Here is a 26,220-nt window from a genome sequence, read left to right on the forward strand (position 1 = left end):
TTTAATTCAGTTTTGATGCAAAAGTAAATTCGTAGCTTGGCAGTAAATCAGGATGAAAAATTTTGATATAATCCTTTAAAACTAAATCCGGACGGCTTGGTGCCAATTCATAATAAACAGTTCCGCCCGTAGCGCCCAGTTTTCCTTCAAAACTATATACTGTTTTATTTTTAAAAGCATCAAATTCGTTATAATGCGGATTTGCCTTTTGCAATTCATCCAAACTTTTAAATGAGCCTGAAGCAATCCATACATTTGCTGTTTTAGCTTTATCCAAAACCTTTTCAAAAGACAAACCTTCGCTTCCTGTTCCTTTTAAATCTGCCCACAAATAATTAGCGTGCGCATCTTTCATGAATTCGGCAACCCAACTGTTTCCTTTGGCAACATACCAAACATCTTCGTACATAGATCCGTATAACACTGTTGAACTTATTGTTTTTTCTGCAGCCAGTTTTTTAGCCTGATCGTAACTCTGCACAATTTTATCAAATAATTCTTTTGCTTTTTCTTCTTTGCCAAATAAAGCCCCATAAAGTTTAATCCATTCGGCTTTTCCTAGTGGAGACTGCTCCATCCAGTCACCCTGAATTAAAACATTTAAACCGCTTTTTTTCAAATTATCCAGCATCGGATTGTTATTATCAACTCCAAAAGTTACAATCAAATTTGGTGATAATTCTATTAATTGCTCGATATTTAATTTTTCATTTTGCCCAACGTTTTTAACAGAACCTTTATCAATTAAGGCTCTGGTTTTTTCTGATGAAATATAATCTGTATGCGGAAAACCAATTAGTTTATTCTCTACTTCAAGCATTTCTAAAAAAGGAATATTGGTTGTAGAGGTTACAACAACAGATTCTAATGGAACCTGAATCGTAGTATAGGTTTGAAGACTATCAGGAACTTTAGCCTCTTTTTCTTTCAAAATATATTTAAAATCTTTATTCGAATTTGGCCACGGATTTGAAACCGTTACAACGGAATAATCCTCATATTTAACGATAGAAAGCCCAGATGCATACTCGATGCTGTTTTTTGCTGTTTCAGTTTTTACCGTTTCGATTGTTTCATTCTTCTTACATCCTGCCAGAACAAAAAAAGAAAAAATAAAAATCAGTTTAGGGAATAAATGTTTCATATTTTGCGTTTTCGATAGGAACAAAGGTAAAGCATTTTCTAAATTTTTTATTTACCTTTATTCTTACAAAACAACAAACTGTATCTTTACATTTATGAATACCACAAAAACAAAAGTTTGCTCGAGCTGTGAGACTGAATTCAGCTGTGGAGATATCTCGGTTGAAAACAAATGCTGGTGCAACGACTATCCACCAATTTTCAATCTTTCAGAAGGAGGCGACTGTCTTTGTCCAACCTGCTTTAAAGAAGCCTGCGAAGATAAAATCGATGCTTACATCGAAACTATTACTCCAAAAAATGCCCTAAAAAACAAAGCCGTATCTTTACCCAAAACAGATAAATTAATTGAAGGAATTGACTATTATGTCGAAAACGGCAATATGGTCTTTAAAACATGGTATCATCTAAAAAGAGGAACTTGCTGTGGAAACGGCTGCCGTCATTGCCCTTATTAAATTAATTATTAGTTACTAATGCAATTTCAAAACTAATAACAAGTATTCGCAAAAGTTCCAAAAACCATTTGGAAAGCAAAAAAATATCCAAAATTAATAATCAACAACCAACTATTATAAATGATTTATCTAATAACAGGAGGCGAACGCTCAGGAAAAAGCACGTATGCTCAAAATCTAGCATTGCAGCTTTCTAATTCACCCATTTATGTCGCAACAGCCAGAAAATGGGATTCGGATTTCCAGAACCGTATTGACCGTCATCAAAACGAACGTGACGAACGCTGGACAAATATTGAAAAAGAAAAATATCTAAGCGAAATTAACTTTACAGGAAAAACAGCACTGATTGATTGCGTCACGCTTTGGCTCACGAACTTTTTTGTAGATCATAAAAACGATGTGAATTTAAGTCTGGAAGAAGCAAAAAAAGAATTTCTTGCCATAGCCAGTCAGGAAAACACAACCTTAATTATCGTTACTAACGAAATCGGAATGGGTGTTCATGCCGCAACAGAAATTGGCAGAAAGTTTACGGAACTGCAAGGCTGGATGAATCAATTTATAGCCTCAAAAGCTGATGAAGTTGTTTTGATGGTTTCTGGAATTCCGGTTAAAATAAAAGGATGAAATTCTACTCCTTAAAAGGAAATTCCAAAATTTAAATTCCAAATTCCAACGCTATACTTTATCTTTACTAGAATATTTCAATTGTAAAAATTGGAATTAGGAATTTAAATTTTGGTTTTTATGAGCAGTTTAGACGATATATTAAAATCACGTCGTGATACCCGACATTTTACTACCGATGAGGTTCCGGATGAAGTAATTCAAAAGGCTTTACAAGCCGGACATTGGGCGCCGTCTGTAGGACTAACTGATGCTACGCGATATTACATCATTAAATCGGATGAAGTTAAAAGTGCCATTAAAAATCTTTTTTTAGATTACAATAAAAAAGCTGAGGCACTTACAGATAATCCAGAACAGAAAGAACTTTACAAATCGCTAAAACTGGAAGCGATTGAAGAAGCTCCAATCGGACTTATAATTGCTTATGATCGTTCGGTTTTAAATCAATTTACTATTGGAACCATCGGCAGTAATGAAGCCGTAAAGTTCAGTTCTGTTTGTGCTGCGCAGAATATCTGGCTTTCGCTTACTGAACAAGGTTACGGAATGGGCTGGGTTTCGATTTTAAATTATTTTCAGTTTAAAAAAATTCTCGATTTACCCGAAAATATTGAACCCCTTGGATATTTCTGTATTGGTAAACCTGCCACAAATTATGGCAATCAGCCCATGTTACAGCAATTGCATTGGAAACAAAAATCGGAAACGGCAGACTCCAAAGAAATTAACGAAATTCATCAAATAAATATTTCTGGCTTTGATCTAAAGACAGAAAGTAAAATCGACAAAAAAACTGATTTCGCAAGCCTTCTGCAAGAAAAAATAGATTCTAAAACAAAGCCTGTTGGTTCTTTGGGAACATTAGAAACACTGGCTTTTCAAATCGCATCCATTTTTGAAACTTTGGATCCGAAAATCATAAATCCGAATATTGTTGTTTTTGCCGCAGATCACGGAATTGCAAATCATGGCGTGAGCGATTATCCTCAGGATGTCACGCGCCAAATGGTCAATAATTTTCTTGAAGGCGGCGCCGCTATTAATATTTTCTGTAAACAAAATAATATTGATTTATCGATTGTAGACTCGGGTGTAAATTATGATTTCCCAACCAACACAAAATTAATTGACGCCAAAATAGCAAAAGGAACTCAATCGTTTCTGCACGTTCCTGCAATGAGCGAAACAGAACTGCAATTGTGTTTTGAAAAAGGTAAATCGATTGTTGAAAATATTGCTGAAAAAGGTTCCAACTGCATCGGTTTTGGCGAAATGGGAATTGGAAATACTTCAACCGCTTCTGTTTTAATGAGTATTTTAACTGGTTTTCCCATCGAAGAATGCGTTGGAAAAGGAACCGGAATTAACGATCAAAAACTCCTTAACAAACAAAAAATTCTAGAAAAAGCTTTGGAAAATTATTCCGGTCAAGCCGAATTGATGGAGCAACTCGCCTATTTTGGAGGTTTTGAAATTATGCAGATGGCTGGTGGAATGCTGAGTGCTTTTGAAAATAAAATGCTGATTCTCATTGATGGGTTTATTTGCTCTACAGCTTTTTTAATTGCTTCAAAAATAAATCCGAATATTATGAAAAATGCCGTTTTTTGTCATTGCTCTGCCGAAAAAGCCCATTTAAAATTACTGGAATATCTTGACGCAAAACCTGTTTTAAATTTAGATTTGCGCTTGGGCGAAGGAACGGGCTGTGCTATTGCTTTCCCTATTTTAAAATCGGCTGAGGCTTTTTTAAATGAAATGGCAAGCTTTGAAAGTGCTGGGGTTAGTCGCAAATAAACCATATTTATCACTTCGACGAAGAAGAAATCGCACACGAAACTTCACATAGATAATCGCTAAACTTTATCGATCTGCAAGTGCGATTTCTTCTTCGTCGAAATGACAGAAAATCAATTAAATTTTTATCTTAAAATGAAAAAAGAATTACATATCTTCTTTACCTGTTTAATGTTCTACACTAGAATTCCATGTCCAAAAAATATTGATCACAATCCGGATTATCTAAATAAAGCCACACGATATTTTCCTTTTATTGGCTGGATTGTCGGGACCATTTCATTTCTGGCTTTTTATCTTTTTTCACTTTTTCTTTCGATAGAAACAGCGGTTATCTTGGCCCTTATAACTTCTGTTTTAACAACCGGAGCTTTCCATGAAGATGGTTTTGCAGATGTCTGCGACGGATTTGGCGGAGGCTGGACTAAAGAAAAAATCCTGATGATTATGAAAGATAGTGCCATTGGCGCTTATGGAGCGATTGGACTTGTTTTGCTTTTTCTGGCAAAATTTAAATTACTTTCAGAATCCATTTCTCTTTTCAATAATAACATTTTTCTCGTTTTTCTATTATTTATTTCTGCGCATTCTTTAAGCCGTTTGGCTGCAATCAGTATTATTTTTACGCATGAATATTCTAGAGATGACGCTTCGAGCAAAAGCAAACCTATTGCTAAAAATTATGGCTGGAGAGAAATTTTCGGTTCTTTCTTCTTCGGATTAATTCCAATTTTTGGTCTCTCCTATTTCAACTATAAAATTCTTTTTGTTTTAGTTCCTGTTTTTATCATGCGTTACTTTCTGGCTAGATATTTCCAAAAATGGATTGACGGTTATACAGGAGATTGTCTTGGTGCCACACAGCAGGTTTGTGAAGTCATTTATTATTTAAGTATTCTTTTTATATGGAAATTTATCTAGTCCGCCATACCGAAACAAGCTGCGAAAAAGGTATTTGCTACGGACAATCTGATGTAAATATTGCGGAGCCTTTTGCTGCAATCTTCGATAGAATTATCTCAGAATTGCCATCTGAAGCGGTAATTTTTTCAAGTCCGCTGAAGCGTTGTTCAATTTTGGCAAAACATATCCAAAAAAATATAAAAACCATTTCATATCAGGAAGACGATCGTTTAAAAGAAATGAATTTTGGCGACTGGGAATTGAAAAAATGGAATGATATTCCGCCCGAACAATTAAATCCTTGGATGAAAGATTTTGTAAACATCAGAGTTTCTAATGGTGAATCTTTTACAGAACTGCATGAAAGAGTTAAGGATTTTTTATCCGATCAAATTTCAGAGACAAAACATCCTGTTATTATTGTTGCGCATGCCGGTATTATTAGAAGTTTTTTATGTCATCAGACCTCACTCCCTTTAAAAGAAGCATTTCAGAATAAAGTAGATTTTGGAGAAGTCATAAGAATAGAACTATAATTATCTGTTTTATTTGAATATTTAATTCTTAAAGTAAAAGATATTTGAATTATCAGCATATTTAACTCTATATTTGCAGCAAATTAAGGTTGTGTTTTTCAAACACATTAAAAGGGAATCAAGTAAATTCTTGAGCTGTACCCGCAACTGTAAGCTTAGTTCTGAAAAGAATGTTTGTTGTAAACTGCAAAACCACTGCTCGCCCCCAAGCGAATGGGAAGGTAAACAACAAGACGCAAGCCAGGAGACCTGCCTTTGTAACAAATATCGAGCTCTCGGGAAAAAGAGTGGAGAAGTTATGACTTTAAGAATACGTTTTACCTTTTTTCTTTTGATGTTGTGCCAATTCATTTTGGCGCAGAGCGATTCTATTAAATTAAAAGAAGTTATAGTTTCTGACTCTAATCTTAAGAAATATTCCAGTTCTCAGTCCATCCAGGTATTAAATGATTCTATTATTGATACAAACCAGCCTTCTTTAACCTCTCTTTTAAATTTCAACACTGTTATTTATTTTAAGGAAAATGGTCTTGGTATGACTTCGGCACCATCTTTTAGAGGAACAACCGGTGCGCAGACTGCTGTAATTTGGAACGGAATAAATATTAATTCGCAATTTTTAGGTCAAGCCGATTTCAACACCATTGGAACCAGAGATTTCAATTCAATAACGGTAAAAGCAGGAGGCGGAAGTGTTTTATACGGAAGTAGTGCTATTGGCGGAAGCATTCATTTAAATAACGATCTACGTTTTAAAAATGAATTTTCTAATCATGTATTTTTTAGTGCAGGAAGTTACGACACATACAGCGCAAATTATCGTACTATAGTTTCATCTGAGAAATATAGTTTACAGGTCAGCATTTCAAGAAATAGTTCTGAGAATGATTTTAAATATCCCGGCAATTCTGATGAAAGAAATACAAATGGCGAATATTATAACACGAGTATGAATACGACTTTTGGTTATAAATTCAATGCTAATAATATTATAAAAGCTTACAGTCAGTTTTATGATTCAGAACGCCATTTTTCTCTAACTTCTCCAAACGCATTAAAAACAAAGTACAACGATTTTAATACCCGTAATTTATTAGAATGGGAAAGCCTTTTTAATCGTTTTACTTCAAAGCTAAGAGTGGCGCATATTGGCGAATCTTATAAATATTTCCCTAATATTAATTCTAAAACATTTACTTATGGCAAAGTCGAAACTTCTATTATTAAATATGATTTGGCTTTTGATGTAAATGATAAAATTAAATTAAATTCAATTGTAGATTACAGCAGAAATAAAGGCTACGGTTCGAGTATTGATAACGTCAAAAGAGAAGTGGGTTCTGCCAGTTTATTACTGCATCATTTACTTACCGAAAAATGGGATTACAATGCCAGTATTCGTCAGGAAATAACAGATAATTACGGTAATCCTTTTCTTTTTTCATTTGGTACAAGATATCAATTTACTGACTTTTACCGTATAAAACTTAATGCTTCAAAGAATTTCAGAATGCCAACTTACAATGATTTATTTTGGGAAGGAAGCGGAAACCCTAATCTAAAACCTGAAACATCGTATCAGGCTGAAATTGGCAATGAATTCTTTAGAAAAAACTTTTCTCTATCTATAACTGCTTATTACAATTCTATCAAGGACTTGCTTCGCTGGGTTCCAACAGAAGGAAGCGGAGATATTTGGTCACCTGAAAATACAGATAAAGTCAGAGCTTATGGAGCCGAAGTTCTTTTAGAATGGAAACCTAAAATTGGAGCACATAATTTTACAGTAAACGGCACTTATGCCTATACAGTTTCAGAGAGCAAACAATCAATTAAAAATGAATTGATTTACAAACAACTAATTTATGTTCCTTATCATAAATTAACAGGATCCGTGACATATAACTGGAAAAAAATATCCTCTTATTTTCAGTATTTATATAATGGAGAAGTTTACAGTACTCCTTTTAATAATCCGGCAACAAGAGTAAAAGATTATAATGTTGGAAATCTTGGAGCAGATTATGATTTTGGAACAAAAAACAGTTACAAAATTGGATTTCAAGTTTTAAATCTGTGGAATGAAAATTATCAGCCCGTAATTAGCAGACAAATGCCGGGAAGAAATTATACTATATACATAAACCTTAATTTTTAAAAATCATGAAAAAATTTAATAGACTATTTTTAGCAGTCATTGTAAGCTCGGCGTTTTTTGCTTCCTGCAGCAATGATGATGACAATAACCAAGAAGAAGCCAGCGGAAACTACAAAGGCGGATTATTCATTTTAAATGAAGGTAAATTTGAAACTCCTAATGGGTCTGTTTCTTATTTATCAGATAATTTAACTCTTGAAAACAATATATTCTCATTGGTTAATCCTGGAAAAGTAACTGGAGATACTGCACAAAATATTGGTTTTCAAGGAGACAATGCTTATGTAGTTGTAAACGCATCTAATAAAATTGAAGTAGTGAACAGATACACATTTAAAAGTATCGCTACAATTACAACTGGTTTAAAATATCCGCGATATATTGCCTTTGCAAACGGAAAAGGATATGTTACGAACTGGGGAGATCCTTATAATGCAGCAGATGATTATGTTGCTGTAATCGATCTTGCTTCAAATACAGTTACTTCTTCAATTCCTGTAATTGAAGGTCCGGAAAAAATTGTAGAAAATAACGGTAAACTTTATATAGCCCAAAAAGGCGGTTACGGCCAAGGAAACTCATTAACGGTAATAAATGCCGCTACTAATACTGTGGCAGCAAACTTTGCTGTAGGAGATGTTCCAACTTCATTAGTAAAAGACAATGGTGCTTTATATATTTTGTGTGCAGGAAGACCGTCATATGCTGCGCCAGAAACTGCCGGTAAATTAGTAAAAGTTGATTTAAGCACTAATACAGTTACAGCAACATTAAACTTCGCAGATTTAACTCATCCAGGATTTTTAGATATTAATGACAGTAAATTTTATTATACTGTTGGAAATAATATCTATACTGCTGCTACAAGCGCTGCATCATTACCAACAACTCCCTTATTTAAAGCATCAGAAGTTAAGATTCTTTATGGCTTTGCAGTAAAAAACAATAATATTTATATTGGTGATGCTGTAAATTATACAGATCCGGGATATGCATATATCTACTCTTTAACAGGTACGCTTAGCAAAACTCTAAATGTTGGAGTATCTCCAAACGGCTTTTACTTTAACAACTAATTCTTTTTTGAAGTGTATAAAAAAATGGCTTTCATTTCTGAAAGCCATTTTTTTATTTTAATATCGTTTTTACAAACTCTTTTGGAGCACCGTCTAAATACATTTCGTTTCGCAATCCGTTTATTTTTTTAGAATCACTTACATAAGGTAAATCTACACCGTCATCCTGTGTTTTCTTAGCTGCAACTCCGGTAATTTTAGAGATGGCTAAGTTCAATAATGGCTCCGAAGGATCTCCTAAAACACCATAATTTCTATACGAATCCGTCTTTACATAGGTAGGAACCAAACCACCTGTATAATCGCCAAAATCTGCAGCATTAGTAATCTTAAACACTAAGGGCTGCATGGCATATTTATGATTTGGATTTATTCCTCTTTTTGAAACAAAAGTTGGTGAATCATAAATCGTTAACGAACCCACATTTTTACCAGTAGTTGTTTGTCCAATTTGAACAACATTAATATACGGTTTTAGTCCGTTTATGATTAATTCACTTGCTGATGCAGTACTTGCAGTTGTTAAGATATAGACTGTAGATAAATTTAAGCCATTCAATGCCGTGCCGTCAATATCTTTTACAAATCGCTCATTTAAAGTTTCTAAATCATCGGCATTCATTCCTGCCATTTGCTTAAAATTGTATTGTCTTTTCGAAAATATCTTTCCTTCAAATTGTCCGGTAATCATACTTGCCAAACGAGTAGAAGAGCGAACAGATCCTCCTCCGTTATATCTTAAATCCAAAACCAGGTCAGTTGCAGCTTGTGCTTTTAAATCTCCAAAAGCCTGATTCAATCTTCCATCATACTCTGCATAAAAGCCATTATACATTAAGTATCCTATTTTATGTCCTCCTGACTGAATTACTTTGCTTATCAAAATAGGATTCTCCTCTAAAATTGTTTTAGTTAAAGAAACTGATTTTCCATTTAAAACGAATGAAGAACCACTGACATCCGCAAACTGTAAAGTATAGCTGTCAGAACTTAACAATGACTGATAATTTGAAACTGTAAGTTTTGTCCCGTTTACGCTGGTAAATAAATCGCCTCTTTTTATCTCTTTAGTCGAAGCATCAGAATTAGGAATAATATAACGAACAAAGCCTACTAATTCATTAGACCCTTCGGAAACTTGTGTAAGCCTGAAATCTACTCCATTATTCTTTGTAATACCACCTAATTCTTGTTCTAAAACAGTATAATCGCTTACTATCCAGCTAAAACGATCGATTGGATTACTCGGATATTTGCTTACCGGCTTGTTTAATAAATCCTGAAACAAATCCTCAGGTCTTGAATATCCTGCTAAATAAGAATTTAATGCTGCTTGTGTGCTAAAACGATCATCTGCTAAATTAGGAACATCACCCTGCCACAAATAAAGTTCATTCAGGCCTTTCCATATAAAATCATTGACCTGCAATTGTGCGGGAGCCGCCACATCATCTTCATCTTCGCACGATTGCAAAGCAAACGCAAGAAGAAAAAGCACAATAAGACTTTTTAAAATTGGTTTCATAAAATTAGGTTTCGGTGTAAGTGGTATAGTATTAACGTAAAAATACTACCTTTAGTTTTAACAATTATTATTTTTAATTAAAAAAAATTTACAAAATTCCTGTAACAAAAATAATTGTGCCTCGTCTTGACTATATAAGCTAACGAATAACCTTTTAATTTATGAACCAGAATGTGTTTATAGAATTAGTAAATCCTTTTAAAGACAAAGTTTTTCGTCTGGCAAAACGATTGCTTACCAGTACCGAAGAGGCCGAAGACGCCACTCAGGAGGTAATGGTAAAATTATGGAATAAAAAAGAGAATCTGGACGAGTATAATAATGTAGAAGCACTGGCAATGACCATGACAAAAAATTATTGCCTGGATCAGTTAAAATCTAAAAGAGCCGGAAATCTGCAGATTGTACATAATAATTTTACAGATCGTGAGCCTCAATTAGACAAAAAACTGGAAGATTCAAATAGTCTTGAATGGGTTGAAAAAATTATAAGCCAGCTGCCGGAGCAACTTCAATTATTAATTCAGCTGCGGGATGTAGAACAATACGAATTTGAAGAAATTGCGAAAATCGTAAATATGAATGAAACCGCAATTCGGGTAGCACTTTCGAGAGCAAGAAAAAAGATAAGAGAATCAATGATAAATGCACACAGTTATGGAATTAGATAAAATAGAAAATATATTAGAAAAATACTTTCAGGGAGAAACTACTATTGCCGAAGAAAACCAATTAAAAGAATATTTTTCTTCGTCAGATGTTGCGCAGCATTTGGAGCAGTACAAACCATTTTTTGGTTATTTCTCTCAGGTAAAACAACAAAAATCGACGCAGGAACTTTCGTTCTCAGAGCCTAGGAAAAAGAAACGAAATGCAGCGTGGTTGTCAATCGCAGCTTCGGTGGTTGTTTTACTTGGAATTGGAACCTATTATTTTGCAAGCGAAAAAAGTGCAGCCCCGGCTGTAGCGCAGTCAGAATTAGGAACCTATGACGATCCGGAAGAAGCACTGGCAGCAACGCAGAAAGCTTTGGCCTTATTGTCAAACAATGTTAATGTAGGTATTGAAAGTGTACAATACATTAAAGAATATGAACAATCAAAAAACAAAATTTTTAAACAGTAATTAAAATCCAATCAAATGAAAAATTTCATCATAACTCTAGTTTTCGCATTCGTTACACAAGCTTTTTATGCACAAAGCGCTTTTGACAAATTTGACGGTCAGGACGATGTAACAGCAGTAATTGTAAACAAAAAAATGTTTGATTTAATGAGTAAAGTAAAAGTTGATGCTTCTGATAAAGAAACGCAGCAATACATCAATCTGATTAAAAAATTAGACTACTTAAAAGTGTTTACAACAAAAAACCCTAAAGTTGAAGCCGACATGAAAGCTTCTGCAGATAAATACATCAAAACTGCCGGTTTAGAAGAATTAATGCGAGTGAATGACAGCGGTAAAAATGTCAAAATAATGGTAAGATCAGGAGCTACAGACACACAAATTAAAGAATTGCTAATGTTTGTTGACGGCGCTAAAAATGACGAGACTGTTTTATTATCTCTTACAGGTAATTTTGATTTAAACGAAATCTCAGTGCTAACAGATAAAATGCAGTTGCCAGGTGGTTCTGACTTAAAAAAAGCTTCTAAAAGCAAAAAATAATTATGAAAATTAATGTTATCACCACAGCCATTTTAGCAGTACTAACTTTTGTAAGTTGTAATTCTGAACCTTCACTGCAAAAATATTTTGTCGAGAATACCGACAATAAGGATTTCATCGCACTTGACGTTTCGCCCAGTATTTTAAATTTAGAAAAAACGAAACTATCTGCAGAACAAAAAGATGCAGTAAATTCATTCAACAAAATGAATATCTTGGCCTTTAAAGCCAATGATAAAAATCAGGCTCAGTTTGAAACAGAACGTAAAAAAGTTACAGCAATTTTAAAAAACCCGAAATATCAGGAATTAATGAAATTTGGTTCTGGTAAAGACGGTGCATCAATAAGCTATGTTGGAACAGACGAAAACATTACAGAATTTATAGTTTTTGCTAACAGAAAAGAAAATGGCTTTGCAGTTGTTCGTGTTTTAGGAAACAATATGAATCCGAATAATATCATGACACTTATGTCTGTTTTAAAAGAATCAAAAATTGATATGGAACAATTAAAACCATTGCAGCAGTTAATTAAATAACAAATTCTTACACTTACTTTATAAATGATCAAAGCTCCATAATTGGAGCTTTTTTTATTTTAAACTTATCCTTAATACATTATTTTCAACGGCATACAAAGAACATTAAACCAATACAACATATTAAGAAGATTTTACTTTGTAATTTTTATTTTGATCTTAATCGAATTTAATTACATTTACAAAATGAGATTTAAACCAACCAAAAACTTACATCTCAAAATTTAAATTAACCTAATTAATTATGATACAAAAAACATCTAATGCCTTTATCGCAGCATCATGGGTTGCCCTTGCAGCCGGAACAATTGGATTTATTGTTGGACTTGCCAGAGCCGAAATGCTGTTGAACGAAAAAGGATATTATTTCACCGTTTTAATGTTCGGACTTTTTGCTGTTGTTTCTTTACAAAAAAGCGTTAGAGACCGGCTTGAAAAACTTCCGGTAACCGATATTTATTACGGAATCTGTTGGTTTGGAACCTTGCTGTCAATCGTTCTTTTAGTTGTTGGATTATGGAATGCTACTATTCTTCCAAGTGAAAAAGGTTTTTATGCTTTCGCATTTTTACTAGCGTTATTTGGTGCAATTTCAGTACAAAAAAATACCAGAGATAATATGAACTTTAGTCAAAGTGAATAACTAATAAAAACTAACCAAAACCAAAAAAGCTCCAATCTACATTGGAGCTTTTTTATTTATATCAGAATCTGAGATTATTTACTCAAATACATTTTTCTTCTAGAGTACAATTCGTAGAATTGATCATCTTTTAAATCATCAATAAACAAGATGCTTTCTCCTGTCGATTTCATTTCTGGCCCTAACGCTTTGTTTACATTCGGGAACTTGCTGAAAGAGAAAACCGGCTGTTTGATTGCGTACCCTTTTAATTGTGGGTTGAAATCAAAGTCAGTTACTTTATTATGACCTAACATTACTTTTGTAGCGTAGTTTACGTAAGGTTCTCCGTAAGCTTTTGCAATGAACGGAACCGTTCTTGAAGCTCTTGGATTTGCTTCGATAATGTAAACTGTATCATCTTTTATCGCAAACTGAATATTGATTAAACCAACCGTTTTTAAAGCTCTTGCAATTTTATGCGTATGATCTTTAATTTGCTGCATTACAAATTCTCCTAAGTTAAAAGGAGGCAATGTTGCGTTACTATCTCCAGAGTGAACACCACAAGGTTCAATATGTTCCATAATTCCTATGATGTAAACATTTCCATCAGCATCACAAATAGCATCTGCTTCAGCTTCGATTGCTCCGGCTAAATAGTGATCCAGAAGTAATTTGTTTCCTGGAATTGTTTTCAACAAATCGATAACGTGCTCTTCCAATTCTTTTTTATTGATTACAATTTTCATTCCCTGACCTCCTAATACATAAGAAGGACGAATTAAAAGCGGGAAGTCCAAACTGTCAGCTAAAGTCGAAGCTTCGTCTGCCGTTTCTGCGATTCCAAATCTTGGGAAAGGAATATGTAATTCTGTCAATAAATCTGAGAATCTTCCTCTGTCTTCGGCTAAGTCAAGTGCATCAAAACTAGTTCCAATGATTTTCACACCGTATTTAGATAATTTATCTGCCAATTTCAAAGCTGTTTGTCCACCCAGCTGCACGATTACACCTTCCGGCTTTTCATGCTGAATGATGTCGTAAATATGTTCCCAGAAAACTGGTTCAAAGTATAATTTGTCAGCCGTATCAAAATCTGTAGAAACCGTTTCAGGATTACAGTTAATCATGATCGTTTCGTAACCACATTCTTTTGCTGCTAAAACTCCGTGTACACAAGAGTAGTCAAACTCAATTCCCTGCCCGATTCTGTTTGGTCCGGAACCCAGAACGATTACTTTCTTCCTGTCAGTCAAAATACTTTCGTTATCTACGTAACGTTCGCCGTTTGCTTTTTCAATTTCCGCCTCAAAAGTAGAGTAGTAATATGGTGTCTTAGCTTTAAACTCTGCCGCACAAGTATCAACCAGTTTAAATACACGGTTGATGTTTTTCTCCATACGTAAAGAATGCACTTCACTTTCCAGACAATTCATCATGTGAGCCAATTGTCTGTCAGCAAAACCTTTTTGTTTTGCTTCAAGTAATAATTCTTTTGGAAGATCAGAAACTTTATAGTTTGAAATTTCTTTCTCTAAAACATAAAGCTCTTCATATTGTTTTAAGAACCACATATCGATTCTTGTAATTTCATGAATTCTGCTCAACGGAATTCCCATTGCGATTGCATCATAAATTACGAAAACTCTGTCCCAGCTTGCATAAGTAAGCTTTTCGATGATCTGCTCGTAATCTTTATATCCTTTTCCGTCAGCTCCTAAGCCATTTCTTTTAATTTCTAAAGACTGAGTTGCTTTATGAAGTGCTTCCTGGAAAGAACGTCCGATTCCCATAACCTCACCTACAGATTTCATCTGAAGCCCCAAAGTTCTGTCTGATCCTTCAAATTTATCGAAGTTCCAACGTGGTATTTTTACGATTACATAATCTAAAGTTGGTTCAAAAAGAGCCGAAGTAGATTTTGTAATTTGATTTTGTAATTCATCTAAATTGTATCCTAAAGCCAGTTTAGAAGCAATTTTAGCAATTGGATAACCTGTTGCTTTTGATGCTAAGGCAGATGAACGAGATACACGAGGGTTGATCTCGATCGCAACGATATCTTCTTTTTCATCTGGAGAAACCGCAAACTGTACATTACAACCTCCAGCAAAATTCCCGATACTTCTCATCATTAAGATGGCGTAATCTCTCAGTTTTTGGAAAGTTGTATCAGATAAAGTCATTGCAGGCGCAACTGTAATCGAATCTCCTGTATGGATTCCCATTGGGTCCATGTTTTCGATAGAACAGATAATTACAACGTTATCATTTTTATCTCTTAAAAGTTCCAACTCGTATTCTTTCCATCCCATCAAAGCTTTATCGATCAAAACTTCATGAATTGGAGAAGCTTCAAGTCCGCGGGTTAAAAGCTCGTCAAAATCTTCTTTTTTGTAAACCACTGCTGCTCCAGTTCCTCCAAGAGTAAACGAAGGGCGAATTACAAGCGGAAAACCAAATTCTTGTGCAATTTCTTTTCCTTCAAGGTAAGAAGTAGCTGTTTTTGCAGGTGCAGTTGGTACATTAATTTTTTCAAGAAGCTGTTTAAACTGCTCTCTGTCTTCCGTAATATTAATTGCGTTTACGTCAACTCCAATTAATCTTACTCCAAAATCCTGCCAAATTCCTTTTTCTTCAGCCTCCAAACACAAGTTCAAAGCTGTCTGTCCTCCCATTGTAGGCAAAACAGCATCAATTTGTGGATGTTCCTTCAGAATTTCAATAATCGATTTTGTAGTTAGTGGTTTCAAATAAACATGATCGGCCATAGTTGGGTCGGTCATAATCGTCGCTGGATTCGAGTTTATCAAGATAACCTCAATTCCTTCTTCACGAATCGAACGTGCAGATTGAGATCCCGCATAATCGAATTCGCAAGCTTGACCAATAACAATAGGTCCTGAACCTATTATTAAAACTGATTTTATTGATGTGTCTTTAGGCATTGTATATGTATTGTGTAGTTATAAAAGTACTTTAAAAAACATCCTTAGTATACTATAAACTAGAATGTTGAGAAAATTTTTACCGACAAGGTATAAAAAAAGGCGATACTAAGAAAGTAACGCCTTATTTATGTTTATAGAAACATTATTTTTTGTGTCTAGGCTCGCTAGAAACAGTTAATTTATGTCTTCCTTTTGCTCTTCTACGCGCTAGAACTTTTCTTCCATTCGCAGAAGCCATTCTGTCCATAAATCCGTGCTTATTTCTTCTTTTTCTTTTCGATGGTTGAAATGTTCTTTTGCTCATTGCTTTGTATCTTTAAATGGTATCTAATATCTCTTTTCTGGTTTTATAGATCGTTATTCTAAAACCGAGTGCAAATATACAAAGACTTTTTTTTCTGGCAAGTAGTTTTATAAAAATATTTTTAATTCCTTTTACTATCTTTGCAATCACAAATATACATCTATTATGTTTAACAAAATTATCAAACTTATTCTAGCCGGACTTCTAGTAGTAGCTGGCGTTTGGCAGATTATCGATAAAGAAATCGGAAATGGTATCTTCCTTATATTATTGTCTGCAATTCCTATTTTTCTTTATTTTAAAAACGAATTTATCTTATTAGCTTTCCTTAAATTAAGAAAACAAGACTTCGAAGGTGCTAAAAAATGGCTGGCATATATCAAAAATCCCGAAACTGCCTTAGTAAGAAAACAACAAGGATATTTTAATTACCTTCACGGGATTATGCTTTCTCAAACCAATTTAATCCAGGCTGAGAAACATTTCAAAAAAGCAATCGAGCTTGGACTATCAATGGATATGGATTTGGCAGTAGCAAAACTAAACCTTGCAGGAGTTGCCATGTCACGCCGAAGAAAACTAGAAGCGACTAATTTATTAGCCGAAGCGAAAAAATTAGACAAACAAGGAATGCTGAAAGAGCAAATCTCTATGATGAAAGAACAAATGAAGAAAATTTAAACTTTTCTAAAATTCCAATAGTAAAATCCCAAATTCAAAAAGAGTTTGGGATTTTTTTTTGGCATTTACTTTTCTAAAATAATCGATGGCAGATTCTCATTCAGCCATTTGTATTTATTGAGAATCATGATATGAGTCCCTCCTTTTACTACGATACAGCTGTTGATATACTTTATAGGAAAAACTTCGTCCTGATCGCCGTGAATATGAATTACATTATCGTCTACTTTATTTCTATCCCATAATATAACGGACTCTACAGCCCATTGCAAATAATTGAGATCGCGGACAGCTAAAAACTTCTCATATAATTTAATGCGTTTATTGATTTTTTCTCCAAAAGAATATTTCGCCAGACTTTCTATATTTAAAATAAGCTTCATCGGAATCAATTTATAGGCTTTTGTGGTCTTTCCTATTTTCATTCTTTTAGGAAATTCAATATTACTTCTAACACTCGAAATAATAATTACTTTTCGGGCCTGAATATGCTTAGCTATTTCCTGAACCAAAATTCCTCCGAAGGAAACTCCAATTAAAACAGGATTTTCGTGTTTGATGTTCTTAGAAATTCGAAGGGCGTAATCTGACAATGCTTCTTTTGGATGTGGAATTTCCCATTCTAAAAGACACGTTTCAAAAACAGATTCATCTAATTTGATTCTTTCAAATATTGCCGGACTTGCCGCCAAACCGGGCATAAAATATACTGGAATTTTACTCATTTCTCTTAATTGCGGGTTTTAATTTCAGGCTAAATTTACTTTTTTTAATAATATGCACAGCAAATCCTACACCATAATTAAATATTAAAACAAATAAAATTACAAAATGATGACTTAATTAAAACGATCTTAAAAATAACTCATTATTGAAAATCAAATGATTACCTTTGTACTCCAATTAATCATTTTAGATATCTTTAAAAAAAACAGTATCTAACTGCATTTTATCGTTCTTTTTCTAATATTTTTTATCCACCCCAAAAACATGACAAATATGGAATCTACTGAAACTATGGAAATCAAAGACAATACTTTTGCAAGACAATTTGAAACCGTAGTCCCTGAAGGATTATTAAGCGTTGAATATTCTTTTCAAGAAAAAAAGATTTTTTTAACTAAAATCAACACTCCGGAAAACTTTGAAAACCAACCTGTAATTGACACTCTGCTTAAAAACATTATGGAATTAAGCATAGAGAAAAAATTCAGAGTTGTACCCATTCATCCAAAAATCGCTGCATTTTTCAAAAAAAATCCAAAGTACAAAGATTTATTGCCGCCGGGAATCAGGATTTAAAAATCGCCGATAACCCACAGCCATAATCCGCCAATTACCATATAAATAAAAAGCATTATCAGTCCGGTTACTAAACCTTTAACCCACCAGCTTTTTAAATCGACATATCCGCTCCCAAAGAAAACAGGAGCCGGACCATGGCCGTAATGCGTTAAAGTTCCGTAGATCGAACCTACAAAACCAAGCATAAAAGCCAAAAGCAGACCTGGAATTCCGAGTGAAACTCCAACTCCCAAGAGAGCCGCATACATTGCCGCCACGTGAGCCGTTGCACTCGCAAAAAGATAATGACTAAAAAAATACACCAATATAATAATAGGAAAAGCCATCTGCCAGCTCAAACCTCCTATTTGCGCTTTTACAACATTGCTAAACCAGCCGATAAAACCTAATTCATTTAAAGAACTCGCCATCATTACCAGAACCGAGAACCACACAATGGTATCCCATGCTCCTTTTTCGGCTTTTACATCATCCCAGGTTAAAACTGAAGTTAATAGCAGGATTACCAACCCAATAAATGCTGTTGTTGTGGCATCAATAGAAAACAAATCACCTGTCATCCAGAGAAACAACAAAATAAAAAAGGTCAGCAGCATCATCCATTCATTACGGGTAATCGGCCCCATTTCTTTCAGTTTTTGAGAAGCAATTTGAGGAGCATCTCCCGTTTTTTTGAGCTCCGGAGGATAAATTTTATACAATACAAAAGGAATCACAAAAAAAGCACATAAACCAGGAACAATTGCCGCCGCTGCCCATGACATCCAGGTTATTTTAATCCCTAAATTAAGCGCAAACTTCTGACACATAGGATTACTCGCCGTCCCGGTAAGAAACATTGATGATGCAATTAAGTTCATATTGTAACAATTCAGGGTTAAGTATGAACCCAATTTTCTATGTGTTTCGGGTTGTTCCGGCATTGAGCCAAAACTCATCGACATTGATTTCATAATGGGATAAATAATTCCTCCGCCTCGAGCTGTATTACTTGGTACGGCAGGTGCTAAAACCAAATCAGCTAATCCTAAACCATAGGCCAATCCAAGCGAACTTTTTCCGAATATTCGAATAAACAAAAAAGCAATTCTGTTTCCTAACCCCGTTTTTATAAAGCCTCTTGCTATGAAAAATGAAATCCCAATAAGCCAGATCACCTTATCTCCAAAACCTTTTAATGCCAGTGTTATTGACTTTCCCGGATCGCCCGGCGCTAAAACCTGAGTAAAAGCAGTTAATGCAATAGCAATCATACACATAGTTCCCATTGGAGCCGCTTTTAAAATAATTCCCAGAATAGTTGCAACAAATATTGCAAATAAATGCCAGGCTTCAGAAACGACACCATCTGGAGCAGGAATTAACCAAATCGCAATTCCAACAGCAAGTGTAATTAAGGTTTGAGGGATTTTTACTTCTTTCATAAAAAACAAGAATTAAATTATATTAAAGTCGAAGCTGCAGCTGAATCAGGAATAAATCATCATTATAGTAAGATGTATCCGGAATATTCTTATCGTATCGGTCTATTTCAAACCCCATTTCTATGCGCCCTGTATAGGCTTTACCAAATTCAAGACTTATCATTGGCGTATAAGTTCTTCTTAAATTTGGGCTTGTTTTAAAATTATTATCAAAAGATTCAAATCGGCAGGACAGTTCCAATGAAGTGAGTTTTTTATAATCGACCAGATATCTTAAATTAGGCAGAAAGTAAATCCCCCGCATTTGATAATCATCAATATTTGCAGTTCTGCCTTCCGGCGGTAAAGCAAAATACAGATTTTGATTTGTCCCCTGCTTATATTCAATTTGCAGATCAAAAGTAAATTTATCCGTCAGCTTAAAATCACTGGTAACATCTACCCCTACGGCAAAAACCTTTTGATTAGACCTTTTCCCGATTCCGCCATTTAAACCCAGGTCTATTTTGTGTAATTTTGACAATCCAAAAACCAATCTGGTTGCATATTGTTTTCCGTTATCATTATCCATTTCCTGATTTCTTCCATTTCCATTTAAAACAGAAACAGCATAACTTACCGGAATTTTCCCAATATCAACAGATCCAGATGCAGAAGCTCCAATTTGAAAACTCGTCCATCCGTTTTTTCCAAATTCATAATACTGATTTGAGAAATCAAATGATTTAATAATATCAACCGGAACCAGTTCCTCAATACCAAAAGCAGGTCTGAACTGCCCGCCTGTTAAAGCCAGATATCTATTAAAGGTATATTTTCCATAAGCGTTTTCAAGAACTTTTCCTTTAGGATCCGATTTAAAATCGGCTAAATTTACCAGGATTACAACTTCTGTCGCCTCACTTAATTTTGTATTAAGCCCTACACGCATCCTTTTTATATCAAAGGAACTCTGGGTCACTTCTCCCGTAGAATGATGAACTCCCAAAACATCAACATTGTCCCCAAAACTCTCCAAATAACGAGCTTGCAGAAGTCCTTTAAACTGAAACTGAGGATATTTAACAGTGCTTTCCGGAACTGCTGCTGACTGCGTATTTTCAGTTTGCGAATTCATAAAAAGCGGTATTGCTAAAAAAACAAAAATTGATATGATGTGTAAAGTTTTACTCATACGCTCTATAAAAATTTAAGCTAATACTAGCTTTATTACTATCTGTCAATCTATCTTCTGTTAGAACCGCCATTTGAAGATCTAGGCGTTGCTGTTGGCTGCGTTGGTCTTGAAGTCGCCGGGCGTGAGGCCGGTCTTGTTGTTGGTTGTGCAGGTCTTACCGCAGGTCTTGTAGACGGACTAGTGGGCGTTACTGGCCTTGTTGTATTTCCGGGTCTTGTAGACGGGTTTGTTGGACGTGTTACGGGTTTTGTCGTATTTCCTGGTCTGGTTGACGGGTTTGTTGGACGCGTTACGGGTCTGGTCGTATTTCCCGGCCTTGTTGATGGATTTGTTGGACGCGTTACAGGTCTGGTCGTATTTCCGGGTCTGCTTGGTCTTGTAACCGGTGCAGGCCTTTTGTAATCTCTTCCATTATAAGTAGTATTATAGCGTCCGTTAACTCGATTATCCCTAACCACTACTGATGTATTTCTTCTGGACACATAGTTGTTATAATACCTTGGATTTCTCACAACAGCCGTTCTTCTATAATAAGGACTTCTGTAATAATGTCCATGGTACCCCCAATAATCATGGTAATATACTGGACGCCAAGGGCGCCAATAAGGAGGATAATAACCCCAATGCCACGGAGATCTATAAACAACATATACTGGTGAAAATAAAAACAACACTACTGGCCATGCACTCACACTTGTACTTATGTAGCTTGGACTTGTGGTGGTATTATAATTATTGGTTGTATTATTATTTACAATTACAGTCGCATCTCCTTTATAACCAGGATTTGGTGTTCCTGAAACTTTATCTGAAGGTTCGACAATATAATCCTTACCGTACAAATCTTCATCTCCAATAGCCTGAACATGAATATTATTCTTTTTATCTTTGCCTACTTCAATTACGGCAACGTCTTGCGTTTCGGTATTATTTACAGCAACCTGAAGCACAATTACATGTGTATTGCCTTCTTTATTACTTTCTACTTCTAAATAATCGATTTCTCCATCATTATTTAAATCTAAATTGTTAACCTTATTCTCCGGATCATTTAATGCTTTTTCAAAATCTTCTAAGGTTTTCGATTTTTGAAAAATATCCAAAACCGCATATAAATTAAGATTATCTCCAGGCAGACCTAAAGCAACTGGCTCATCATCTGTTTGAGAAAACACAGAAGAACTAAATAAACCCGTTAATAAAACAGCAAAAAATAAAATACTCTTTTTCATATTAACAATTAGTTTAATAGAATTATGATGACTAAGGTATAAAAAAAACGTAAGAATTTAACATCAATACATAACTTTCTGTCATTAACAAAAAACGTACTTAAAACACTTAACTATTCTTTAATTGCTTGCTGCAAAACCATTTAATGCAAAATTAACATCCTTAACTTTGTACGTCCCCTATTGCTCTTTAGACTTGTTTTTTTTTTAAAGAAGCATAAAAATAAAAACAAAAAAGCACAAGAAATTTGAGTTCTTGTGCTTTATTATGCTATTGTATTTATAAATTACTTTTCGATTTCTCTCATCGAATCCATTTTTTTGTGAGCAAGGAAACCTGCCACATCTTCAAAATGTTCTTTTACTCGCTTGTTGCCGAATTCAAAAACTTTAGTTGCCAATCCGTCAAGGAAATCACGGTCGTGAGAAACCAGAATTAAAGTTCCGTCGAAATCACGAAGTGCATCTTTAATAATATCTTTCGTTTTCATATCCAAGTGATTCGAAGGCTCATCCAGAATCAATAAATTCACTGGCTCCAGCAGCAATTTAATCATTGCCAAACGTGTTTTTTCTCCTCCTGAAAGCACTTTTACTTTCTTAGTGATATCATCGCCCTGAAACATAAATGCCCCAAGGATATTTTTAATCTGTGTACGAATATCTCCAACCGCAATAGCATCAATCGTTTCAAAGATGGTTGCATTTTCATCTAACAATGAAGCCTGGTTTTGAGCAAAATATCCAATTTGTGCATTATGTCCAATTTCAACACTGCCAGAATCAACGCCTATTTCTTTCATAATAGCTTTGATCATAGTCGATTTTCCTTCACCATTTTTTCCAACAAAAGCTACTTTCTGACCACGTTCGATTACAATATTAGCATCTTTAAAAACCACATGGTCGCCATACGATTTAGCCATTTCTTTTACGATAACAGGATATTGGCCAGAACGTGCCGCCGGAGGGAATTTTAAACGCAATGCCGATGTATCTACTTCATCAACCTGAACGATCTCTAGCTTTTCAAGCATTTTTACACGAGACTGAACTGCATCTGTTTTAGAGAAAGTTCCTTTAAAACGATCAATAAAAGCTCTGTTATCAGCAATCATTTTTTGCTGTTCGTCATAAGCTTTCTGCTGATGAATACGACGGTCTTTTCTTAACTCTAAGTAATGAGAGTACTTCGCTTTGTAATCGTAAATTCTTCCCATTGTTACTTCAATAGTACGGTTTGTAATATTATCTACAAACGCTCTATCGTGCGAAATTACCACAACTGCTTTTGCCGAATTTACCAAAAACTCTTCTAACCATTGGATACTTTCAATATCCATGTGGTTGGTAGGCTCATCCAACAAAATCAAATCCGGTTTTTGCAGTAAAATTTTAGCAAGCTCAATACGCATTCTCCATCCTCCTGAAAACTCAGAAGTCTGTCTTGTAAAATCTTCACGTTCAAAACCTAAACCAACTAAAATTTTCTCAACTTCAGCCTCATAATTTACTTCTTCGATTGCATAATATTTCTCGCTTAAGTCCGAAACTCTTTCGATCAATTTCATGTATTCGTCACTTTCATAATCAGTACGAACAGTTAATTGTTCGTTGATTTCATCAATTTCGGCTTTCATTTTAAAAATCTCACCAAAAGCTTTCGAAGCTTCTTCCATTACAGTTGAGCCGTCTTTTGTTAGTAAATGCTGAGGCAGATAAGCCACAACAGCATCTTTTGGTGTAGAGATACTTCCGGTAGAAGGTTTGCTTTGTCCGGCAATTATTTTTAGAAGTGTCGATTTTCCCGCACCATTTTTACCCATAAGGGCAATTTTATCATTTTCATTGATAGCAAAAGAAACATCGCTAAAAAGTGTAGTTCCGCCAAACTGAACCGAAATATCGTTAACTGTAATCATTATCTTCTGTAAATTTGTTTAATCGGTTAATCGTTTATGTGACTACCTGTTTTTTCGTGCTGCAAAGATAGATTTAATTAGATAATGTGCCAATTTGAAAATTATCTAATTTTGAGAATGTGATAATTAGATAGTTTTGCTTTTTTTATCGCAGATTATAGGTTTTTCACTAACTCTGTAAAAAATCTTTTTAATCCTTTAACCTGCGGCTAAAAAATTGACTGATTTTAAAAACTACTTAGATTTTTATATTTTAAAATTTTAACCTTACCTTGTATAAGAATTTAAAAATCAGCAAAATATGAAAACGAAATTAAAACTGGCTGTTTATCTAATTGCAGGATTAATGTTTGGACTTTCTGCAAATGCACAAAAAACTGTAATTAAAAAAGAAGCTTTGCCGGCAAACGCACAAACCTTTTTAAAAACCCATTTTGGATCGAAAAAGCCGAGCTATATACTCGAAGACAAAGAAATTCTTTCTACAGAATACAAAGTTCAATTTGATAATAAAATTGAAATCGAATTTGATAAAAAAGGAAACTGGAAAGAAGTGGATGGTAAAAATGAAAAAATCCCTAAATCAATTGTTCCAAAAAAAATTGCTTCGTACATAAAGACAAACTTCCCTAAAGAAAAAGTAACTAAAATAGAAATAGGAACTTTTGGCTACGAAACCAAACTAAGCAACGGCTTAGAATTAAAATTCAATTTAAAAGGAGATTTCAGCAAGATCGACAAATAGCATTTGACTTAAGAACAAAACCCGACAAGTTCTAAGAACCTGACGGGTTTGCTAATTTATCTGATTATCAAATTAACTAATTATTTAATTAGTCTTTTCTCCATTTTTTCGTTTCTTCAAAAATATGTTCCAAAATTGCAGCTTCGGTTTCGTCAAAATCTATATTTCGTCTTCCCATCACTAATTTGGCAGTTTCAAAAGCTTTCTTGGTTACGTAAGTTGTAAAACCCGCTGCACCTCCCCAAGAAAAACTTGGAACAAAGTTACGAGGAAAACCGCTTCCGAAAATATTAGCGCTCACGCCCACAACTGTTCCGGTATTAAACATAGTATTAATACCGCATTTACTATGATCTCCCATCATTAAACCGCAAAACTGAAGCCCTGTTTTTGCAAAACCTTCTGTTTCATAACTCCATAATTTTACTTCTTCGTAATTGTTTTTAAGGTTGGAGTTATTGCTATCAGCCCCAATATTACACCATTCACCCAAAACAGAGTCACCTAAAAACCCTTCATGCCCTTTATTTGAATTGGCAAAAAGAACAGAATTTTTAACCTCTCCTCCTATTCTGGATCCTGGCCCAACAGTTGTTGCTCCGTAAACTTTAGCCGACATTTTTACCATTGCATTTTCGCATAAAGCAAATGGCCCGCGAATTACGGTTCCTTCCATAATTTCGGTATTCTTACCTATATAAATAGGACCGTTTGAAGCATTTAAGGTTACAAATTCTAATTTTGCCCCTTCTTCAATAAAAATATTCTCCGGTGCGATTGTATTTACACTTTTAGGAATTGGCTGTGATTTTCTGTCTTCAGTCAAATATGCAAAATCGGCACGAATAGCAGCATCATTTTTGGAAAAAATATCCCAAGTATGTTCTACTGTCAGACATTCATCATTATACTGAATGATTTCATACGAATCAAAATCAACTTCTTCCTGATTTTCAGTTGTAAAAAAAGCAATTACATCATCCCCTTTAAAAATTGCCTGATTTGGTTTTAAATCAGAAACTAATTCTGCCAGCGTATCATTTGGCAAATACGCCGCGTTTATCATTACATTTTCTTCCATTTCTACCATTGGGAATTTGGCAGATAAGTATTCTTCTGTAATAGTTGTTATAGTCGAACCTAAACGAGTTTCCCATTTTTGGCGAATCGTCATAATTCCGATTAAAATATCGGCCACCGGCCTGGTAAATGTAAAAGGTAATAAAGCATTCCGGACGGGACCGTCAAAAAGAATGTAATTCATACAATTAATTTAATGTGTTAAAATTTGATTTGGTTACCGAGACCAAAGTTACAAATATTTATGTGTCTGATTAAACAGGCTTTTATTCAAAATAAGAAAATAATTCTTTTTTTTTAGCGGAAGGAGAAATATTGAGGAGAAATTTGATCTTTAA

Annotated in this window: 25 protein-coding genes and 1 riboswitch; of the genes, 15 read left to right on the forward strand and 10 right to left on the reverse strand. The window is 34.5% G+C overall.

The features are described from left to right. Window position 1: 1 nt before the first annotated feature. Window positions 2–1,144, reverse strand: a complete 1,143-nt coding sequence (locus tag BKM63_RS01790; RefSeq protein ID WP_071634960.1) for an ABC transporter substrate-binding protein — start codon at window positions 1,142–1,144, stop codon at window positions 2–4. A 94-nt stretch (window positions 1,145–1,238) separates the two neighbouring features. On the opposite strand from BKM63_RS01790, the gene BKM63_RS01795 reads away from it, so the two are divergent. The 7 genes from BKM63_RS01795 (at window position 1,239) to BKM63_RS01825 (ending at window position 8,704) form a co-directional block, all read left to right on the forward strand. Beyond that, a complete protein-coding gene (locus tag BKM63_RS01795; protein WP_071634961.1) occupies window positions 1,239–1,601 on the forward strand; it encodes a DUF5522 domain-containing protein in 363 nt (120 codons plus the stop codon). Between the two features lie 120 nt (window positions 1,602–1,721). Next, window positions 1,722–2,231 (forward strand): bifunctional adenosylcobinamide kinase/adenosylcobinamide-phosphate guanylyltransferase, encoded by a 510-nt coding sequence (gene cobU / locus BKM63_RS01800; RefSeq protein WP_071634962.1) that lies wholly within the window; start codon window positions 1,722–1,724, stop codon window positions 2,229–2,231. A gap of 120 nt (window positions 2,232–2,351) precedes the next feature. After that, the gene (cobT, locus tag BKM63_RS01805) at window positions 2,352–4,031 is read left to right on the forward strand and encodes a nicotinate-nucleotide--dimethylbenzimidazole phosphoribosyltransferase (protein ID WP_071634963.1); all 1,680 of its coding nucleotides are present in this window, start codon (window positions 2,352–2,354) and stop codon (window positions 4,029–4,031) included. A 135-nt stretch (window positions 4,032–4,166) separates the two neighbouring features. After that, window positions 4,167–4,952: an adenosylcobinamide-GDP ribazoletransferase gene (locus BKM63_RS01810; protein ID WP_071635063.1), complete on the forward strand. Its 786-nt coding sequence runs from the start codon at window positions 4,167–4,169 to the stop codon at window positions 4,950–4,952. Then, window positions 4,937–5,470 (forward strand): alpha-ribazole phosphatase, encoded by a 534-nt coding sequence (gene cobC / locus BKM63_RS01815; RefSeq protein WP_071634964.1) that lies wholly within the window; start codon window positions 4,937–4,939, stop codon window positions 5,468–5,470. The genes BKM63_RS01810 and cobC overlap by 16 nt, the downstream gene beginning before the upstream one ends. A 69-nt stretch (window positions 5,471–5,539) precedes the next feature. Beyond that, a riboswitch (cobalamin riboswitch) is annotated at window positions 5,540–5,741 on the forward strand. 27 nt (window positions 5,742–5,768) lie between these two features. After that, window positions 5,769–7,628, forward strand: coding sequence for a TonB-dependent receptor plug domain-containing protein (locus BKM63_RS01820; RefSeq protein WP_071635064.1), 1,860 nt, complete (start codon window positions 5,769–5,771; stop codon window positions 7,626–7,628). A 5-nt stretch (window positions 7,629–7,633) separates the two neighbouring features. Further along, on the forward strand, window positions 7,634–8,704 hold the full coding sequence (locus BKM63_RS01825; protein WP_071634965.1) for a YncE family protein: 1,071 nt from the start codon (window positions 7,634–7,636) through the stop codon (window positions 8,702–8,704). 52 nt (window positions 8,705–8,756) lie between these two features. On the opposite strand, the gene BKM63_RS01830 is transcribed toward BKM63_RS01825, so the two are convergent. After that, entirely contained in the window at window positions 8,757–10,229 is a 1,473-nt protein-coding gene (locus BKM63_RS01830) for a S41 family peptidase (RefSeq protein WP_071634966.1), read from the reverse strand. 161 nt (window positions 10,230–10,390) lie between these two features. Between BKM63_RS01830 and BKM63_RS01835 the strand changes: the two genes are divergently transcribed. The 5 genes from BKM63_RS01835 to yiaA all read left to right on the forward strand — a co-directional run bounded on the left by BKM63_RS01835 (window position 10,391) and on the right by yiaA (window position 13,079). Continuing rightward, window positions 10,391–10,900, forward strand: coding sequence for an RNA polymerase sigma factor (locus tag BKM63_RS01835; protein WP_071634967.1), 510 nt, complete (start codon window positions 10,391–10,393; stop codon window positions 10,898–10,900). Then, the gene (locus BKM63_RS01840; RefSeq protein WP_071635065.1) at window positions 10,887–11,354 is read left to right on the forward strand and encodes a hypothetical protein; all 468 of its coding nucleotides are present in this window, start codon (window positions 10,887–10,889) and stop codon (window positions 11,352–11,354) included. Before BKM63_RS01835 ends, BKM63_RS01840 begins: the two co-directional genes overlap by 14 nt. 15 nt (window positions 11,355–11,369) lie before the next feature. Next, window positions 11,370–11,897: a DUF4252 domain-containing protein gene (locus BKM63_RS01845; RefSeq protein WP_071634968.1), complete on the forward strand. Its 528-nt coding sequence runs from the start codon at window positions 11,370–11,372 to the stop codon at window positions 11,895–11,897. A 2-nt stretch (window positions 11,898–11,899) separates the two neighbouring features. Further along, window positions 11,900–12,436, forward strand: coding sequence for a DUF4252 domain-containing protein (locus BKM63_RS01850; RefSeq protein WP_071634969.1), 537 nt, complete (start codon window positions 11,900–11,902; stop codon window positions 12,434–12,436). Between the two features lie 244 nt (window positions 12,437–12,680). Continuing rightward, a complete protein-coding gene (yiaA, locus tag BKM63_RS01855; RefSeq protein WP_071634970.1) occupies window positions 12,681–13,079 on the forward strand; it encodes an inner membrane protein YiaA in 399 nt (132 codons plus the stop codon). Between the two features lie 74 nt (window positions 13,080–13,153). Here yiaA and carB read toward each other — a convergent pair whose 3' ends face one another. Together carB and rpmH are read right to left on the reverse strand one after the other, a co-directional pair. Next, window positions 13,154–16,009, reverse strand: coding sequence for a carbamoyl-phosphate synthase large subunit (gene carB, locus BKM63_RS01860; protein WP_071634971.1), 2,856 nt, complete (start codon window positions 16,007–16,009; stop codon window positions 13,154–13,156). Between the two features lie 145 nt (window positions 16,010–16,154). After that, entirely contained in the window at window positions 16,155–16,316 is a 162-nt protein-coding gene (gene rpmH / locus BKM63_RS01865; protein ID WP_008464848.1) for a 50S ribosomal protein L34, read from the reverse strand. Between the two features lie 165 nt (window positions 16,317–16,481). Between rpmH and BKM63_RS01870 the strand changes: the two genes are divergently transcribed. Beyond that, window positions 16,482–16,997 carry a hypothetical protein gene (locus BKM63_RS01870; RefSeq protein WP_071634972.1) on the forward strand — a complete coding sequence of 172 codons (516 nt, stop codon included), beginning with the start codon at window positions 16,482–16,484 and terminating at the stop codon, window positions 16,995–16,997. A gap of 65 nt (window positions 16,998–17,062) precedes the next feature. On the opposite strand, the gene BKM63_RS01875 is transcribed toward BKM63_RS01870, so the two are convergent. Next, complete coding sequence (locus BKM63_RS01875) at window positions 17,063–17,722, reverse strand: YqiA/YcfP family alpha/beta fold hydrolase (RefSeq protein ID WP_071634973.1); 660 nt, start codon at window positions 17,720–17,722, stop codon at window positions 17,063–17,065. 265 nt (window positions 17,723–17,987) lie between these two features. On the opposite strand from BKM63_RS01875, the gene BKM63_RS01880 reads away from it, so the two are divergent. Further along, window positions 17,988–18,299 (forward strand): GNAT family N-acetyltransferase, encoded by a 312-nt coding sequence (locus BKM63_RS01880; RefSeq protein ID WP_242661079.1) that lies wholly within the window; start codon window positions 17,988–17,990, stop codon window positions 18,297–18,299. On the opposite strand, the gene BKM63_RS01885 is transcribed toward BKM63_RS01880, so the two are convergent. The 4 genes from BKM63_RS01885 to BKM63_RS01900 all read right to left on the reverse strand — a co-directional run bounded on the left by BKM63_RS01885 (window position 18,296) and on the right by BKM63_RS01900 (window position 24,057). Beyond that, entirely contained in the window at window positions 18,296–19,726 is a 1,431-nt protein-coding gene (locus BKM63_RS01885) for an anion permease (RefSeq protein WP_071634974.1), read from the reverse strand. The genes BKM63_RS01880 and BKM63_RS01885 overlap by 4 nt on opposite strands. A gap of 22 nt (window positions 19,727–19,748) precedes the next feature. Beyond that, window positions 19,749–20,843 (reverse strand): porin, encoded by a 1,095-nt coding sequence (locus tag BKM63_RS01890; RefSeq protein ID WP_242661080.1) that lies wholly within the window; start codon window positions 20,841–20,843, stop codon window positions 19,749–19,751. Window positions 20,844–20,950: 107 nt separating this feature from the next. After that, window positions 20,951–22,135, reverse strand: a complete 1,185-nt coding sequence (locus BKM63_RS01895) for a hypothetical protein (protein WP_071634976.1) — start codon at window positions 22,133–22,135, stop codon at window positions 20,951–20,953. A 287-nt stretch (window positions 22,136–22,422) separates the two neighbouring features. After that, window positions 22,423–24,057, reverse strand: coding sequence for an ABC-F family ATP-binding cassette domain-containing protein (locus BKM63_RS01900; protein WP_053472781.1), 1,635 nt, complete (start codon window positions 24,055–24,057; stop codon window positions 22,423–22,425). Window positions 24,058–24,358: 301 nt separating this feature from the next. On the opposite strand from BKM63_RS01900, the gene BKM63_RS01905 reads away from it, so the two are divergent. Then, window positions 24,359–24,802, forward strand: coding sequence for a PepSY-like domain-containing protein (locus tag BKM63_RS01905; protein WP_071634977.1), 444 nt, complete (start codon window positions 24,359–24,361; stop codon window positions 24,800–24,802). An 88-nt stretch (window positions 24,803–24,890) separates the two neighbouring features. Here BKM63_RS01905 and BKM63_RS01910 read toward each other — a convergent pair whose 3' ends face one another. Further along, window positions 24,891–26,066 (reverse strand): GlmU family protein, encoded by a 1,176-nt coding sequence (locus BKM63_RS01910; protein ID WP_071634978.1) that lies wholly within the window; start codon window positions 26,064–26,066, stop codon window positions 24,891–24,893. Between the last annotated feature and the right edge of the window lie 154 nt (window positions 26,067–26,220).

Source organism: Flavobacterium johnsoniae (assembly GCF_001879205.1).
Classification (GTDB): Bacteria; Bacteroidota; Bacteroidia; order Flavobacteriales; family Flavobacteriaceae; genus Flavobacterium; species Flavobacterium johnsoniae_A.